The organism is Marisediminitalea alba (assembly GCF_002993365.1).
Lineage (GTDB): Bacteria > Pseudomonadota > Gammaproteobacteria > Enterobacterales > Alteromonadaceae > Alteromonas > Alteromonas alba.
This window is the reverse complement of sequence record NZ_PVNP01000003.1, coordinates 62,173-76,665: the sequence shown is the minus strand read 5'-3', so window position 1 is coordinate 76,665 and position 14,493 is coordinate 62,173. Positions and strand designations below refer to the sequence as shown.

15 protein-coding genes are annotated in these 14,493 nt (G+C 48.7%); 9 read left to right on the top strand and 6 right to left on the bottom strand.

The genetic code is table 11. The features are described 5' to 3' along the window. Nucleotide 1: 1 nt before the first annotated feature. The 3 genes from ubiB (at nt 2) to C6Y40_RS00355 (ending at nt 2,909) form a co-directional block, all read left to right on the top strand. A complete protein-coding gene (gene ubiB / locus C6Y40_RS00365; protein WP_105932805.1) occupies nt 2–1,633 on the top strand; it encodes a ubiquinone biosynthesis regulatory protein kinase UbiB in 1,632 nt (543 codons plus the stop codon). A 313-nt stretch (nt 1,634–1,946) separates the two neighbouring features. Then, nucleotides 1,947–2,156, top strand: a complete 210-nt coding sequence (gene cspE, locus C6Y40_RS00360) for a transcription antiterminator/RNA stability regulator CspE (RefSeq protein ID WP_105932863.1) — start codon at nt 1,947–1,949, stop codon at nt 2,154–2,156. A gap of 147 nt (nt 2,157–2,303) precedes the next feature. Next, a complete protein-coding gene (locus tag C6Y40_RS00355; RefSeq protein ID WP_105932804.1) occupies nt 2,304–2,909 on the top strand; it encodes a hypothetical protein in 606 nt (201 codons plus the stop codon). A gap of 5 nt (nt 2,910–2,914) precedes the next feature. Here the strand turns inward: C6Y40_RS00355 and C6Y40_RS00350 are convergent, their stop codons facing one another. Further along, complete coding sequence (locus C6Y40_RS00350; RefSeq protein WP_105932803.1) at nt 2,915–3,871, bottom strand: PLP-dependent cysteine synthase family protein; 957 nt, start codon at nt 3,869–3,871, stop codon at nt 2,915–2,917. A gap of 140 nt (nt 3,872–4,011) precedes the next feature. On the opposite strand from C6Y40_RS00350, the gene C6Y40_RS00345 reads away from it, so the two are divergent. The 4 genes from C6Y40_RS00345 (at nt 4,012) to C6Y40_RS00330 (ending at nt 6,895) form a co-directional block, all read left to right on the top strand. Then, the gene (locus tag C6Y40_RS00345) at nt 4,012–4,470 is read left to right on the top strand and encodes an Lrp/AsnC family transcriptional regulator (protein ID WP_105932802.1); all 459 of its coding nucleotides are present in this window, start codon (nt 4,012–4,014) and stop codon (nt 4,468–4,470) included. A gap of 99 nt (nt 4,471–4,569) precedes the next feature. Continuing rightward, nucleotides 4,570–5,748: an acyl-CoA dehydrogenase gene (locus C6Y40_RS00340; RefSeq protein WP_105932801.1), complete on the top strand. Its 1,179-nt coding sequence runs from the start codon at nt 4,570–4,572 to the stop codon at nt 5,746–5,748. Nucleotides 5,749–5,811: 63 nt separating this feature from the next. Then, nucleotides 5,812–6,027, top strand: a complete 216-nt coding sequence (locus C6Y40_RS00335) for a hypothetical protein (protein ID WP_105932800.1) — start codon at nt 5,812–5,814, stop codon at nt 6,025–6,027. Nucleotides 6,028–6,136: 109 nt separating this feature from the next. Further along, the gene (locus C6Y40_RS00330) at nt 6,137–6,895 is read left to right on the top strand and encodes a hypothetical protein (RefSeq protein WP_105932799.1); all 759 of its coding nucleotides are present in this window, start codon (nt 6,137–6,139) and stop codon (nt 6,893–6,895) included. Nucleotides 6,896–6,968: 73 nt separating this feature from the next. Here the strand turns inward: C6Y40_RS00330 and C6Y40_RS00325 are convergent, their stop codons facing one another. The 5 genes from C6Y40_RS00325 to ubiD form a co-directional block, all read right to left on the bottom strand. Next, nucleotides 6,969–8,360, bottom strand: coding sequence for a sensor domain-containing diguanylate cyclase (locus C6Y40_RS00325; protein WP_240621795.1), 1,392 nt, complete (start codon nt 8,358–8,360; stop codon nt 6,969–6,971). A gap of 161 nt (nt 8,361–8,521) precedes the next feature. Then, entirely contained in the window at nt 8,522–9,523 is a 1,002-nt protein-coding gene (locus C6Y40_RS00320; protein WP_146129459.1) for a substrate-binding periplasmic protein, read from the bottom strand. Between the two features lie 22 nt (nt 9,524–9,545). Next, entirely contained in the window at nt 9,546–10,916 is a 1,371-nt protein-coding gene (locus C6Y40_RS00315) for a M28 family metallopeptidase (RefSeq protein WP_105932797.1), read from the bottom strand. 24 nt (nt 10,917–10,940) lie between these two features. Then, nucleotides 10,941–11,636 carry an NAD(P)H-flavin reductase gene (fre, locus tag C6Y40_RS00310; protein WP_105932796.1) on the bottom strand — a complete coding sequence of 232 codons (696 nt, stop codon included), beginning with the start codon at nt 11,634–11,636 and terminating at the stop codon, nt 10,941–10,943. A 34-nt stretch (nt 11,637–11,670) separates the two neighbouring features. After that, nucleotides 11,671–13,158 carry a 4-hydroxy-3-polyprenylbenzoate decarboxylase gene (gene ubiD, locus C6Y40_RS00305; RefSeq protein WP_105932795.1) on the bottom strand — a complete coding sequence of 496 codons (1,488 nt, stop codon included), beginning with the start codon at nt 13,156–13,158 and terminating at the stop codon, nt 11,671–11,673. A 298-nt stretch (nt 13,159–13,456) separates the two neighbouring features. Here ubiD and C6Y40_RS00300 point away from each other — a divergent pair, with 298 nt between their 5' ends. Together C6Y40_RS00300 and C6Y40_RS00295 are read left to right on the top strand one after the other, a co-directional pair. Beyond that, nucleotides 13,457–13,699 (top strand): TIGR02647 family protein, encoded by a 243-nt coding sequence (locus C6Y40_RS00300; RefSeq protein ID WP_105932794.1) that lies wholly within the window; start codon nt 13,457–13,459, stop codon nt 13,697–13,699. Nucleotides 13,700–13,787: 88 nt separating this feature from the next. Next, complete coding sequence (locus tag C6Y40_RS00295; protein WP_240621801.1) at nt 13,788–14,393, top strand: tetratricopeptide repeat protein; 606 nt, start codon at nt 13,788–13,790, stop codon at nt 14,391–14,393. The last annotated feature ends 100 nt before the right edge of the window (nt 14,394–14,493 follow it).

Sequence of the window (14,493 nt, the reverse complement as noted above, 5' to 3'; positions counted from 1 at the left end):
TATGCAGTTACTGAGGATTTACCATATTAACCGGGTCATGCTCGAGCACGGTCTTGACGAATTGATCCCTGCCAAGTGGTTGCCCTGGTATGTGCGCCTTATGCGCATGAGTATCTTTTGGATCCGTAACCAGCACAAAGAGAAAAATGCCGGCGCCCGGTTAACTCTGGCATTACAGGCTCTGGGACCGGTGTTTATTAAATTTGGTCAGATGTTGTCGACCCGGCGTGATCTGCTGCCGCCGGAAATTGCTAACGAGCTGGCCATGCTGCAGGACCGGGTAAAACCTTTTGATAGTCAGCGCGCCACAGCGATTATTCTTAAAGCGCTGAATATTTCTTCTCTCGATCAGGTGTTTGGCGAGTTTAGTGAAACACCCCTTGCCTCGGCCAGTATTGCCCAGGTGCACGCGGCGAAACTGAAAGACTGCAACACCGACGTAGTGGTAAAAGTGCTGCGCCCCGATATTCGTAAAACCATTAAAGCCGATACCGAGCTGATGCTGACCTTTGCCAAAGTGCTGCAGAAGTGGTTACCTGATGGCAAGCGATTGCGCCCGGTTGAAGTGGTTAAAGAGTACGAAAAAACCATCGTGGACGAACTTGACCTTAACCGCGAAGCGGCTAACGGTATGCAGTTAGGGCGAAACTTTGAAGGTTCCGAAGCCTTATACGTGCCCAATATTTACAGCGACTACTGTACTAAGAACGTGTTAGTAATGGAGCGTATCTACGGCATTCCTATTTCTAATATTGAAGCGCTGATAGAGCAAGATACTAATCTGCGGATTCTGGCCGAGCGCGGCGTTGAGGTGTTCTTTACCCAGGTGTTCCGTGACAGCTTTTTCCATGCCGACATGCATCCGGGCAATATCTTTGTGTCGCGGGAAAACCCGCAAAATCCGCAGTACATTGCCATCGACTTTGGCATTGTCGGTACGCTCAATCAGGAAGACAAGCGTTACCTGGCTGAGAACTTTATTGCGTTTTTCAATCGCGACTATCGAAAAGTAGCGCAGTTACATGCCGATTCTGGTTGGGTTCCCTCGGATACCAATATCGATGAATTCGAGGTGGCCATTCGCACGGTGTGTGAACCGATTTTCCAAAAGCCGCTGGCCGAAATCTCATTCGGTAATGTGTTGGTGCAATTATTTAATACGGCCAGGCGTTTTAACATGGTAGTGCAGCCGCAACTGGTGTTGCTGCAAAAAACATTGCTTTATATCGAAGGCCTTGGCCGCCAGTTATACCCGCAACTGGATTTATGGCAGACCGCTAAGCCGTTCCTGGAAAACTGGATGCGCGAGCAAATTGGTGTGCGGGCAATGTTTTCCAAAGTGAAGTCTAACCTGCCTTTCTGGAGTGAAAAGCTGCCGGACATGCCGGATTTACTGTATGACACGCTTAAGCAGGTAAAACACTTCCCGGAGAAGCAGCAGCAGGCCAATGCCGCATTATTGCAGCAACAAAAGCGGGCACAGAAGGCTCTGCACTTTAGTATTGTCGGCGCAACCCTGATTATTGTGGCCGCCATTCTGCCTTTATATCCGGCTCACTGGAGCTTGTCGGCTGGTCTGGCTTTACTGGGCAGTGGGTGCTGGTTTGTGGCCTGGTGGAAGGGCCGTCGCTGAGTTCACACCCTGACTGAAAGGCCAATTTTTGCAGGCGAATCAGTTATTTCAATATGACCTTAAAATTAATTTTTAATGAAATTATAAGAGTTTGGGTGATTTTAGTATCAATTTACTCAGGGTGTGGTTATAGTGGTGTTGTTCTTTAAATAGTTGTGCTTTCGTTCGTTACTAACGTCGCGCAGTTATAATCGCTAATTAAAGTTAGCGCTGTATGACCTGTTTGATAGTTTTGCCGTGAGTCACCCCTAGTTAAAGAAGCAAGTTCGTGTCGCATGGCACAAAGGTTTTACAGAGTTTTTTTGAGGTTTTCATGTCTAAAGTAACTGGTACCGTTAAGTGGTTTAATGCTGAAAAAGGTTATGGCTTTTTAACGCAGGACGACGGCGGTAAAGACGTATTTGTTCATTTTCGTGCAATCATCTCCGATGGGTATAAAACCCTGGTAGAAGGTCAGAAAGTTCAATTTGAAGTTGAACAGGGACAAAAAGGTCTGCAGGCGGCTAACGTACAAGCCATCTAAATAATTTGTGAGGCCCCTGCCGAAAGGTAGGGGCCTTTCTCTATTCTGAACCATCACTCTGGTGGTTTACCGGTAAACCAATCACACTAGCTGTGAGCGGTACGCTTACGTCCTGCATGGCGAATGTGTGTAAAGAGCATTGTGACCATGAAGCGCGTTTTTCAATTTTTCTTATTACTCTTTTGTTGTTTGCAGTTTTCTGAGTCATTGGCAGAAGATAAGCCCGTGGTGTCTGTTGGTGCCCATACCCTGACAGAGAGCGACTTTAAGCCTACTGAAGAAGAGCTGGCCAGTTTAAAAGAGGATCCCATGGGCGCTGAGCGCCGGGAGTTGCAGAACTTCACTAAGATTGTTGAGTTTGTTGAGCATCACTTTGTGCGCGACTATGCTGCCAACTATAACCTGACGGCCGCACCGGAATTTGTCGCGTCGTTTAAAGAGGCCTTTGGCAGTGAGTCGTTTAATGGTAAGAAACTCGACGAACTGGCTGAGTTTGCCGCCCTGCAATTTGCTGTAGATGCGCATCTATATAAAGCACACGGCGGTCGCGTGGTATTTGACCATAGTCACCCGGTGTTACCTATCGAAGCCTATTTTAATGCCTATAAGGCATACAGCGAGAAACAGCAACTGGTGTTTTTCGATAAAGATATTGCTGAAACCTGGTGGCTAGGGCTTGTCAGACCCAATGCCGTTGAAATCCCTGCCAGCAATGTTGATTTTAGCGTGCCATGGTGGCACAAGCTGGGCTAATTATCTTACGCAAACAGGGTGGTAGAGAAATACCGTTCGGCGCTATCGGCCAGTATGGTGACAATGGTTTTCCCCTGAAATTCTTTTCTGCCACCCAGAGCCAGCGCAGCGGCTGTGGTGGCGCCGGATGATATGCCTGCTGCCATGCCTTCTTTTAGGGCCAGTAGTCGGGCGGTTTCAATAGCCTGCTGGCAATCCACTGTCAGTACCTCATCAATCAGACTGCGATCCAGCCCCTTAGGAATATGCCCCGGATTAACACCCTGAATGGCGTGTTCGCCCCCTTCGCCTGTGCTTAATAACGGGCAGGCGCTGGGCTCCGCTGCAATGATTTTAATCGCCGGGTTGTGGGCTTTAAGGTAGCGCGCCATGCCGGTGAGCGTGCCGCCGGTGCCCATGCAGGCAACGAGCGCGTCAATGTGTCCGTTGCTTTGTTGCCATACTTCACGCGCCGTGGTGTTCTGGTGCGCAGCGGCATTGGCAGGGTTGGCAAACTGGTCCATGGATACTGCACCTTCAATGTCATCTAACAGACTATCCGCGTGAGCAATGGCTCCGGGCATGCCATCGCCACTGGGTGTGGTAATTAAATTGGCGCCATAATGGCGGATCATTAATTGTCGTTCGCTCGACATATGTTCCGGCATAACAATGGTAACCGGAATCTCGTATACAGCACCTAACCAGGCACAGGCTACCCCGCTGTTGCCAGAGGTGGCTTCAATGATATGTCTGACATTGCCGTTATGCTGGCGCAACAAATCTTCCAGCATAGCCAACGCAGCCCGGTCTTTTATCGACCCGGCCGGATTGAAATATTCCAGCTTGGCCAGCACGGTAGCCCCGGCACCCCGTAATTCAGGTAAACGTTTGAGGCGCACCAGCGGTGTATTGCCTATAGTTTCAGTAATGCACTGGTGAATAGCGTTTGGCTGGGAGTACGCCGCTGGCGAATCAAACATATCAGATATCCGGTAGAGCAAAGAAAAGAGACTAAAAGTATGCTCTGTTAGTCATGCAATGCGTTGCTAAAATTTTCGATAAATGTCATTGTTATTGATTGGTGAAACTCAATAATTGATTTTTATTGGAAAATAATTCTATGGATGCCACCGATAAAAAAATACTCGCCCTGTTGCAAGGTGACAGTGAGATGGCTGTACAGGAAATCGCCGAACAGGTTGGCCTTACCACCACACCCTGCTGGCGACGTATTCAGCGCCTTCAACAGCAAGGGCCGATCAGCCGTAAAGTTGCCCTGCTGGATGCCGAGGCGCTGGGCTTAAAGCTCACCGTTTTTGTGCAGGTCAAAGCCGCCCGCCATGATGATCAATGGTTAAATGAATTCGCCCGGCACTGCAGCGCTTTTGAGGAGGTGGTAGAGTTTTATCGCATGTCCGGCGAATACGATTACATGCTTAAGGTGATGGTAGCCGATATGCAAAGCTTTGATCATTTCTATAAGCGCCTGATTAAAAACATGCCCATGGGAGATGTCACCTCGAGCTTTGCGATGGAACAAATAAAGTACACAACGGCGTTGCCTTTAAGCGGGATTTAGCCAGGCTACAGGTCGTAAAGTGTATAATGTTACCCACAAAAGCTAACTATAAAAGCTTATCTAAAGCGACCCTACAAATACGATAAACAGGAGATGAGGATGTCGGTTAACCCTTATTGGCAGGATATGTTAATGCTGGATGCTCAACTTAGTGATGAGGAGCGTATGCTGCGCGACTCGGCCCATCAGTTTTGTCAGGAAACCCTGCAACCGGGTATTTTAAACGCTAACCGAGAGGGACGGTTTGACCCTGAAATAATGCGCCGGTTTGGCGACATGGGTTTACTGGGCGCCACCATCAATGGTTATGGCTGTGCCGGTGTAAGTTATGTGGCCTATGGGTTGATTGCCCGTGAAGTCGAACGGGTAGACAGCAGCTACCGCAGCGCCATGAGCGTGCAGTCTTCATTGGTTATGCATCCTATTTACCAATTTGGTAGCGAAGAGCAAAAACAAAAATACCTGCCAGAGCTCGCTAGTGGCGAGATGATTGGTTGCTTTGGTTTAACCGAACCTAATGCCGGCTCCGACCCGGCCAGCATGGAAACCCGCGCTGAACCGGTTGCTGGTGGCTACCGTATCAGTGGAAGCAAGATGTGGATCACCAACTCACCTATTGCTGATATTTGTGTGGTGTGGGCTAAGAATACGGCGCAGGATAATGCCATCTGTGGCTTTATTCTTGAGCGCGGTATGCAAGGGCTGTCTACACCAGAAATTAGCGGTAAGTTGTCGCTTAAAGCCTCTATCACCGGCGAAATAGTCATGGACGAGGTGTTTGTACCTGAGCAAAACATGCTGCCCGGGGCAAGCGGTCTGAAAGGGCCTTTCAGCTGCCTGAATATGGCCCGTTATGGTATAGCCTGGGGAGCCATGGGCGCCGCTGAGTTTTGCTGGCATGCGGCCCGGCAGTATGGTCTGGATCGTAAACAATTTGGTAAGCCGCTGGCGCAAACTCAGTTGTTTCAAACTAAACTGGCAGATATGCAAACCGAAATTACGCTGGGTTTACAGGCGGCACTCAGAGTCGGCCAGTTGATCGATGCAGAACAGTTTGATCCGGCGATGATATCCCTGATAAAGCGCAATAACTGCGGTAAAGCGCTGGAAATTGCCAGAAAAGCGCGGGATATGCATGGTGGTAATGGGATCTCTGACGAATACCACATTATGCGGCACATGTTGAATCTGGAAACAGTGAATACTTACGAAGGGACTTACGATATTCATGGCCTGATACTCGGCCGTGCGCAAACTGGCTTACAGTCATTTTTTTAACGTTGAAAGTAATTGGCTGTAAGCACGGTCTGTTAAAATGAACCAATCATAAAGGCAAGCATCATGTCACAAACGTACTCACAAGGTACAGTGCAACAAAGCGTATCAACCCGACTAAAACTAATTGCCGGTCCTGACACCAAAGGGACCTACGTGTTTGAAGACAGTCGCGGCGAGTATCGGTTGTTTATGGCTACCACTACAGACCCCTTCAGCAGAGTTGAAGATATCCTGCAAAATGGCGAATGGGTTGGCCAGTGGCGTGGCTCGCAGTGGTAAACCGTCTTTCTAACTTTTTTGAAGTACTGCTTTCAAATTGCTAATCGATTGACAAATAGCCCCTTTTGCCGATGCTGGCGTTTCTACTTCATAATAAAACGGATTTCTTTTGAAGAATTTAGGGGCATATATCGTTTCAGCGTGTCTGGCCACAGGCAGTGTTGCTTACGCTACCTCGCTTAACGGGGAGCATTCAGAAAGCGAAGAGAACGCTTGCAGACATCACCCTACCGAATATCTTAACTCACTGGAGAAGCGGCAAACTGTTTTCCAGCAAATTGCTCAGGGCATTCTGGTCAGAATGGATGGCAGGAGTTGGAGCCGGTTTGTTAGTGAAATCTTTGCCAACAAACCGTCATTTGAGCTTTCGCTGGCTGATGGCTCGTTTTTTATTAGTCCTGATCCAACAACACAGTCGCTAAGAGCCACCAGAATCTATGGGGAAGGAAATGCTATTACCTTTGAAGTTTCTACTGCGGACAGGTTTAACCTTTCGAGCCATAATCCTGAGTTAGATTTTAAGATACATCCCTTACTTTCCAGCATTGATGGTGTTCAGTTTTCTCACCTGCTGGTAGCAAATAGAGTCATGTCTCTTCATGACACATTGATGTCGAACTGCTGGCGGTCTTTCATTGAGACAAAAGGTACCTTAGTGGCGTCCCATCCATCCGATCCATCGGAAGGTGACGGGTCATTTACAGATCCGTTCAAAGGCCCGCATAGAACAGCGAAAACCACAGGGTGGTGTGTGAATACTTATAAACTTTGTTTATCTTTAGGTAATGTTAATGTAGTTTCAACGTCTTTAGCTTGCGAGCCACCGTTTTATATTACTGCAAAGGCACAGTGTGGGAGCGAATTTTAAGAGCTTTGGTTTGTTAAGGCTGTACTCGTTTATACAATGTAAAAAAAGGATTATCGGCAATAAGTTGATAAACCTAGTCGATGTAGTAACGGTTCTTGCCATCTTGTTTAGCTTTATACATCAGAGAGTCGGCATTTCTAAATAGCTCATGCTCGTTGTCGATATTCTCTGCTAACGTGGTAAACACACCAATACTGGCGGTAATTGTTAAATTTGTTTCTTCAAGTTGGTATTGCTTATCTCTGATTGCCTGAATAAGACGATCACAAGCTTGTTCAGCCTGATCTTTTTGAGAGATCATTATTGAGAAAGCAAATTCCTCTCCGCCGTAGCGGCAGATTGCATCTTCATGACGGAACAGGTCGCTAATGATCTCTGCTACTTTTTTTAATATTTCGTCACCTGCATTATGCCCAAATGTATCGTTAACGGACTTGAAATTGTCGATATCTATCAGGCCGAGCGCTATCATTTCCTTGCGACGTTTTGCAGCAGCAATCAGCTTACTCAAATGTATGCTGAAAAAGCGTCGGTTGGGTAACTGGGTAAGTGGGTCAAAGTAAGCCATACTCTCTAATTGCGTTTTCGCCTGCTGGAGTGAAAGCGTTCTTTCCCGCACTCTTTTTTCTAAATTGGCTTTTAAGGCTTTAAGATCGTTGTTTCTGTTGGCTAGTTGTTCTTGATGAAACTTTATTTGTGATATATCTCGTTCAATAGCAGCGAAGTGGGTAACCTGGCCAGAGTTATTTTTTAAAGGGATAATGTTCATATCTATCCAGTAGGGGCGGCCGCATTTATCGTAATTCAGTAACGTTTGACTGACGGACTGTTTTTTCCTGAGCGCTTGATAAATAGACTTCCTGGCCTCTTTGTCGGTAAGTGAGCCTTGTAATATGCGCGGTGATTCGCCAATGACTTCATCTTTAGTGTAACCGGTAAGCTTTTCGAATGCCCGGTTTACGTAAACTATCTTGGGCCCTTCCGGATAGTCGATATTGTCAGCTTCTGTGACAATTATAATGTCCTGGGCATTTTCCAGTATGTCCTCAGCTGAAAATGGCTTTACCCGCTCGGTGATGTCTGAAAACGTTACTACGATGAAGCAGTTTTTCGCCCCCTCATGCCCTTCCATGTAAGCGTTCACCATAAACCAGGCTATATCTTTACTGGTATGGTCGATTAAGCCAATTGTTTTGTTCTCTATACGCTGTTTAGAATTTAGTACCTGATTTACAGGGTAGCTATTGTGCTCGAGTGGCAAGCCATTTTCGTCAACAAAGGCCCACTGTGGATCGTAGGCGTCTTTGCCGATTAACTGATCGTAACTCAGGTTAAGTAGCTTAATTGCTGCCGGATTTGCATAAACAACAGAGGTATCAGCACGGTGTATAATTACACCGATATGAGCATGCTCCAGTATATTTTTTATGTTTAAGTTGTCGATATCTATTATTGCGCTGCTCATCACAATATCCCGAATAGTGATTAATTAAACTTTAGTTTAAATTTCGGGATTTGGGGGAATTTTTATTATTGCAGCTATATTAGCACTTAGCTAAGAAAGCAAGGGGGGAGTCTTTCATCGTAGTATGAAGTTGTCGCCTAGGTGCGATAATGACTCCAGGTTTACCAACGCTGAAGCATGCGCTTGTAGACTTCCCGATCCAGTAGAGTGGGGCGGGGCAGAACCGGTTGGTCGTTAAGCTTTGCCTGGGCATCAGGCCAGCTACTGAATTGCTCACCATCTATTACAAACAAAGAGGCTTCGCCTGGTTTGGTTTTATCCAGTGGCAGCACGCCTTTCTGCGACATGGGCGGTACATCGTCATGGTGCATTTGCGCGCTGGTTATCCAGTCTGCTGTGCCGTCACCATTGATATCCATGCTGGTCCAGCTCACTGCCATAGCAAGGTTAAACCGGCCATCGCGCTGAATATCACGAATATAACTATCAAATCTGTCCAGTAGTTGCCGGGCATTGGGGTAATCCTTGCGCAGACTGATTGTTACGGCGGATGTCACTAACGGATAGGGTGATACATATAAAGGCTTTTCACCATTGTTGGTGAGCATCCGGTTAAATTCGGCAATGACCAGCCAGTCTTCAAAAACATAATCAGCACGTTTTTCTGACAGCTGACTGAACATGTCGAAAAGCGCCGGATTACGCACCCAGGACACTGCTTTAATATTGCGCATTGCCGGCGTGTTGGCAATTCGGTTGGTGGTTGCCACCCGACTATTGCGAATGTGGGAAAACTGGGTGACTTCATCGAGTGGATACTTACGGCTGGCGACATACAGCAGGGCGGGTAGATAGGCTTTGCTGTAGAGCAGGTTGTCGCGCTGTTCCTGCAGGGCAAGGTGAGCAAATTCGCCGTCGTACTTGCCGGTGAGTAAACCGCTGCCAGAAAAAGCCGGACGGTCTACGGCCAGAGTGACCTCTACGCCGAGCTCGCTGAATGCCTGCTCAACCAGTTGATTGAGCCTGGCATTTTCGGTCTCTTCACTAACCAGGGTGGGTAAGGGGTTAGCAACTAAGGTGATGGGCGATTGCGCCGCAGCAGAAAAGGCTAATACCATTAACCACGCTGACAAAAGGCCAGGCACCACACCGTTTAATTGCATATTTACCACACCTCTTTAAACATTACTCGCCAAACGCTCCTGCGGCACCCGGAAACACAACAGGGCTCTCAAAACCATCTTTACTGACACTGGCTACGCCGAAGAAATAGTTATCTATCACTACGTTCTCCAGGGTAAATTCGGTCACATCTCCAACAAATCGACTAAACTGCCACTGCGGAGCGTCGGTATAGCGCCAGTAAATCTTATAGCCAGCCAGTTGCGGGTTTTGCGCTTTGTCCAAAGCCCGCCAGCTCAGAGTAGTAGAAGGCTCTACTGCCCCTTTGATGCTTACCTCGGCAGGCGGATTAGGTGCCCAGGCCATACTGGCCAGACTCACCGCATTCAGTGCAGTAAGTTTAGCAGCGTAATCAAAGTTAACCCCATCAATGGTATCACCATATTTGATGCCGTCCTCTTCCCGCAGGTCCTGGTGCTGACGCACGTAGTTTTCATTGGTTTCCATGATTCGAACGCCAGGAAAGCCAAGGTCGTTGAACGGGCGGTGGTGCCCACCGCGGCCGAATCTGTCGAGGCGGTAAACCACCATGGTATCCAGATTAGGAATATAGCGGTCAGCGACTAAATCGATATAACGGGCCAGGTTGCGACTCGGTGAGTCTACCTCACCGCCGGTAAAGCGACGAATGGTGGCTTCGCGGTCAGTTTCTGTCTGACGCGTGCCTTCGGCGAAAATCCGGGCCGTGGTGTTGTTAATAACGCCGTTGATCCCTTCAATGTTGCCAATCATGTCGTTATTCAGCACGGCTTTTAACCGCCAGCCATCTTTAGCGACTTGTTCAGCCAGAATTTTACCGCCAAATAAGCCCTGCTCTTCGCCAGATAACGCGGCATAAACAATGCTGCCATTAAATCGATACTGACTGAGTACGCGGGCAGCTTCCAGTGTGCCGGCTACCCCCGAGGCATTGTCGTTCGCGCCGGGAGAGTCTGAGGTGGCATCCATCACATCTGAGACCCGCGAATCAATATCTCCCGACATCAATACGTAGCGGTCTGGATCGCTCACACCACGTTGTACAGCAATCACACTGACGACCTCAACCGGATCAGGTATGCGCTTTTCTCCACTGATGGTGGCAGAACTGTAATACACTTCCAGGCAATTACCGCACTCGGCTGAGATACGCTCAAACTCGGCTTTAACCCAGCGGCGCGCAGCACCAATGCCCCGGGTCTCAGACTCAGTTTCAGACAGAGTGTGGCGGGTACCAAAGCTCACCAGCTTCTCAATATCCTGCTCTATCCGCTGGGCAGAGATATTAGCTGCAATATCATGCAGTTGAGGCTGATCAACATATTCAAGCTGAGCAGCCTGCAATGACAGGCTGGCGCTAACAGCCAGTAAAGTAAGTGGACGTATTATTTTCATTATAACCACCGTCAGTGTGTGAGATTAAATAAACGCGTAGGCGTCGCCAAACAGGTTTTCTTTAGTCAGGCCTCGCTCAAAGAAATCGTCGCGGGCTACCTTAGCCATGTCGAAGCGCCCGGCAATATAGACCTGGACGCCGGATAAGTCGGCGTAATCTGCCAGCACGGCATGGTGAACCCAGCCTTTGCGACCGTCCCAGTCATCGGCAGCGTTTTCGACTACCGGAATGTAGGTCAGGTGCGGATGGTGTGCAGCCAGCGAAATCAGTTCTTTGTGATAATACAGATCCTCAAGGTGCTTACCGCCCCAGTACAGGGTGATTTCACGGTTTGGATTGACCTTCAGTGATTGCATTAAAATTGAATAGGTGTAAGAAAAGCCGGTTCCGCCAGCCACCAGAATCATTGGCGTATCACCGTCTTGCAGGGTGGCCTGGCCGTGCCCGCCGGAGATGAAAATGGCTTTTTCCTGACGCATGCGCTCAAGCACTTCGCCCGCATAGCTGTTACCCGGCTCGGCACCAATGTGCAGTTCCAGGCGGTTGTTGTCGTGCGCCGCATTGGCAATAGAGAAAGGGCGTTTATCGTCTTCAGCCATGTGTACCAAAACATACTGTCCCGACTGGAAGTCGAGAGAAACATCAGGGGTCAGATCGACCCGATAAACCGTCTTGGTCAGTGGTGCTATACCTTCAACCTGGCATCTAATTTGTGACATGTATACAGAATCTCTTAATGTTTGTAGGTTTACTTTATTGTCCGGAATTTGCGCTGTTCATGATACCGAGTTCATCCCAGATTGCATCCACCCGGTCTTTTACCGCTTGCTCCATAACGATGGGCTCGCCCCATTCCCGGTCAGTCTCGCCGGGCATTTTATTGGTGGCATCCAGGCCCATTTTGGAACCCAGCCCTGATACCGGCGAGGCGAAATCAAGATAATCAATGGGCGTGTTTTCTATCATTACTGTATCACGGGCGGGATCCATTCGGGTAGTAATCGCCCAAATCACATCCTGCCAGTCGCGAGCATTAACGTCGTCATCGCACACCACAACAAACTTGGTGTACATAAACTGACGTAGGAACGACCAAACGCCCATCATCACCCGTTTAGCGTGTCCTGGATACTGTTTTTTCATCGTTACTACCGCCATACGATAGGAACAGCCTTCCGGCGGCAGATAGAAATCAACAATTTCAGGGAACTGCTTTTGCAGAATGGGCACAAAAACTTCATTCAATGCCACACCAAGCACAGCCGGTTCATCCGGCGGACGGCCGGTGTAGGTTGAGTGATAAATCGGATCCTTACGATGAGTGATGTGAGTCACCGTAAAGACCGGGAATTCGTCTACCTCGTTATAGTAGCCGGTGTGATCGCCATAGGGGCCTTCCGGCGCTGTTTCGTCCTGCGCGATGTAACCTTCCAGTACAAATTCGGCACTGGCAGGTACCTGCAAATCGTTGCTCACCGACTTAACCACTTCGGTTTTATCGCCGCGTAACAGTCCGGCAAAGGCATATTCAGAAAGGGTATCCGGTACCGGCGTTACCGCCCCCAGAATAGTGGCCGGATCGGCGCCTAACGCCACCGAAACAGGGTAAGGCTCGCCGGGGTGGGTCTGACACCATTCCCGAAAATCCAGCGCGCCGCCGCGGTGCGACAACCAGCGCATAATGAGTTTGTTTTTACCCAGCACCTGCTGACGGTAAATGCCCAGGTTCTGGCGTTTCTTGTGTGGGCCCCGGGTAACAGTGAGCCCCCAGGTGATCAGCGGCGCTGCATCGCCCGGCCAGCAGTGCTGCACCGGCAGGCGGGTGAGATCAACCTCGTCGCCACTTAGCACCACTTCCTGACAAGGCGCCTTGCGCACTTCCTTAGCAGGCATATTCAGAACCTGTTTAAAAACCGGGAGTTTTTCCCACAGATCCTTGAGTCCTTTAGGCGGCTCTGGCTCCTTTAAATAGGCCAGCAGCTTTCCGACTTCACGCAGGGCTGCTACCGAGCTTTGCCCCATTCCCAGGGCTACCCGCTCTGGTGTACCAAACAGATTCATTAATACCGGAATGTCAAAATCCACCGGGTTTTCAAACAACAGAGCAGGGCCGCCGGCACGCAGGGTACGGTCGGCTATTTCGGTCATTTCCAGTTTGGTACTGATTGGCTTGGTAATGCGCACTAAATCGCCGTTTTTTTCTAACTGACTGATAAAGTCGCGTAAATCTTTATACTTCATAGTTTGTGGCTATCCCAGCAGCGTGCTTTGGGTTTTTATGATACCCATCAAAACAGGATTGTTTTCAGGAGTATACCATTAAAGACCCTGAGCCGATCACTCCTGGGCGCCGATTCTGCGTATTCTTGCCAAAGGCGGTATACGCTGGTTGCGTTTTTATTAATAAGGGTATTATATAAACATTGAGTGAAAGGTTTTAAAAAACCGGTTGGTGGGCGCTACATATCGTCATGACATGTTGGCTAAACAAGCGCATACTGGCTATACAAATAAAAGAGAATAGTTGCCTGGAGTCCTTATGGCTTTTTCACACGACGTCATCGAAGAGCTAAACCTGTTACTGAAGTTTCCTGCCGAAAGTCTGATGCAGGGATTAAAAATTCACCATGATGCTACCCAGTCCATTGTTGAAGCGGCGGCCCGGCTGTATTCCAAAGGCCTGATAACCCAGGTAGACGGGGGCTATCTCACCGATCTTGGTATTGATGTGGTAGAGCATACGCGGCGCATTAACAGTGCCATGAATATTAAATTTAATTAGGTTTTCGCCCCGCCGGCCGATAAAACGCCAAGAGGCGACGAGTTAGCTGGAAGAATGTGATATGCAGAACAAAGGTGGTTTATTAGTGATGCTCTCAGTCCTGTGGCTGGGAGTCGTTAACGCAGCGCAGGCACAGGAGATTAAAGCTGTGCAGCTTTATACTCAGGACGAGTTGATCAATATGATCAATCGTAATGCGCATCTCGACCGGGTGGTGATGGATCGCTGCCAGTTAAATCAGGATATTGAAGCCCGGGCAGAAGTCCTCAAAGTGCCCGCCTATCAGTTTTTATGGGGCGATATGCTGGCCTGGGGTGTTTGTGTTGAAGCCGATCCGGAACGGGGCATCGATTTTATGCGTCAGGCTGCCGACCAGGGACTGCCGGCCGCACTTGAACAGCTTGGTCGCTATTACAGTAAAGGCACGCTGGTGCAGCAAGACCGCAAACGAGCGGTGATATTTCTGCGCGAAGCCTCGGCACTGGGAAATCTTAAAGCTCAAATGCAACTGGCCGAACTGTTTATCGACGGTTACGGTTCTCCCTATGATTATCAGGATGCTTATCAGTGGCTGTACAACGCCGTTACGGCAGATAAGCAAACCCATCAAACTATTGCTACCTACCTGCAAGAGCTCGAAAAGCTTATGCATCCCCGGGCAGTGAGGGCCGCACGAACTCCCCTCGATTCATAATCCCGATGCCAGTTTAAGCCAGTAAAAGAAACTGCCGCAGTACTATTGATTTTCTGTATAATTGAGCAAAATCATAGAATTAAATGATATTTGGAACACG

Excerpts from the sequence above, each read along its gene's own strand:
- ubiB (WP_105932805.1), top strand. The coding sequence starts at position 2 with ATGCAGTTACTGAGGATTTACCATATTAACCGGGTCATGCTCGAGCAC.
- cspE (WP_105932863.1), top strand. The coding sequence starts at position 1,947 with ATGTCTAAAGTAACTGGTACCGTTAAGTGGTTTAATGCTGAAAAAGGT.
- C6Y40_RS00355 (WP_105932804.1), top strand. The coding sequence starts at position 2,304 with ATGAAGCGCGTTTTTCAATTTTTCTTATTACTCTTTTGTTGTTTGCAG.
- C6Y40_RS00350 (WP_105932803.1), bottom strand. The coding sequence starts at position 3,871 with ATGTTTGATTCGCCAGCGGCGTACTCCCAGCCAAACGCTATTCACCAG.
- C6Y40_RS00345 (WP_105932802.1), top strand. The coding sequence starts at position 4,012 with ATGGATGCCACCGATAAAAAAATACTCGCCCTGTTGCAAGGTGACAGT.
- C6Y40_RS00340 (WP_105932801.1), top strand. The coding sequence starts at position 4,570 with ATGTCGGTTAACCCTTATTGGCAGGATATGTTAATGCTGGATGCTCAA.
- C6Y40_RS00335 (WP_105932800.1), top strand. The coding sequence starts at position 5,812 with ATGTCACAAACGTACTCACAAGGTACAGTGCAACAAAGCGTATCAACC.
- C6Y40_RS00325 (WP_240621795.1), bottom strand. The coding sequence starts at position 8,360 with ATGAGCAGCGCAATAATAGATATCGACAACTTAAACATAAAAAATATA.
- C6Y40_RS00320 (WP_146129459.1), bottom strand. The coding sequence starts at position 9,523 with ATGCAATTAAACGGTGTGGTGCCTGGCCTTTTGTCAGCGTGGTTAATG.
- C6Y40_RS00315 (WP_105932797.1), bottom strand. The coding sequence starts at position 10,916 with ATGAAAATAATACGTCCACTTACTTTACTGGCTGTTAGCGCCAGCCTG.
- fre (WP_105932796.1), bottom strand. The coding sequence starts at position 11,636 with ATGTCACAAATTAGATGCCAGGTTGAAGGTATAGCACCACTGACCAAG.
- ubiD (WP_105932795.1), bottom strand. The coding sequence starts at position 13,158 with ATGAAGTATAAAGATTTACGCGACTTTATCAGTCAGTTAGAAAAAAAC.
- C6Y40_RS00300 (WP_105932794.1), top strand. The coding sequence starts at position 13,457 with ATGGCTTTTTCACACGACGTCATCGAAGAGCTAAACCTGTTACTGAAG.
- C6Y40_RS00295 (WP_240621801.1), top strand. The coding sequence starts at position 13,788 with ATGCTCTCAGTCCTGTGGCTGGGAGTCGTTAACGCAGCGCAGGCACAG.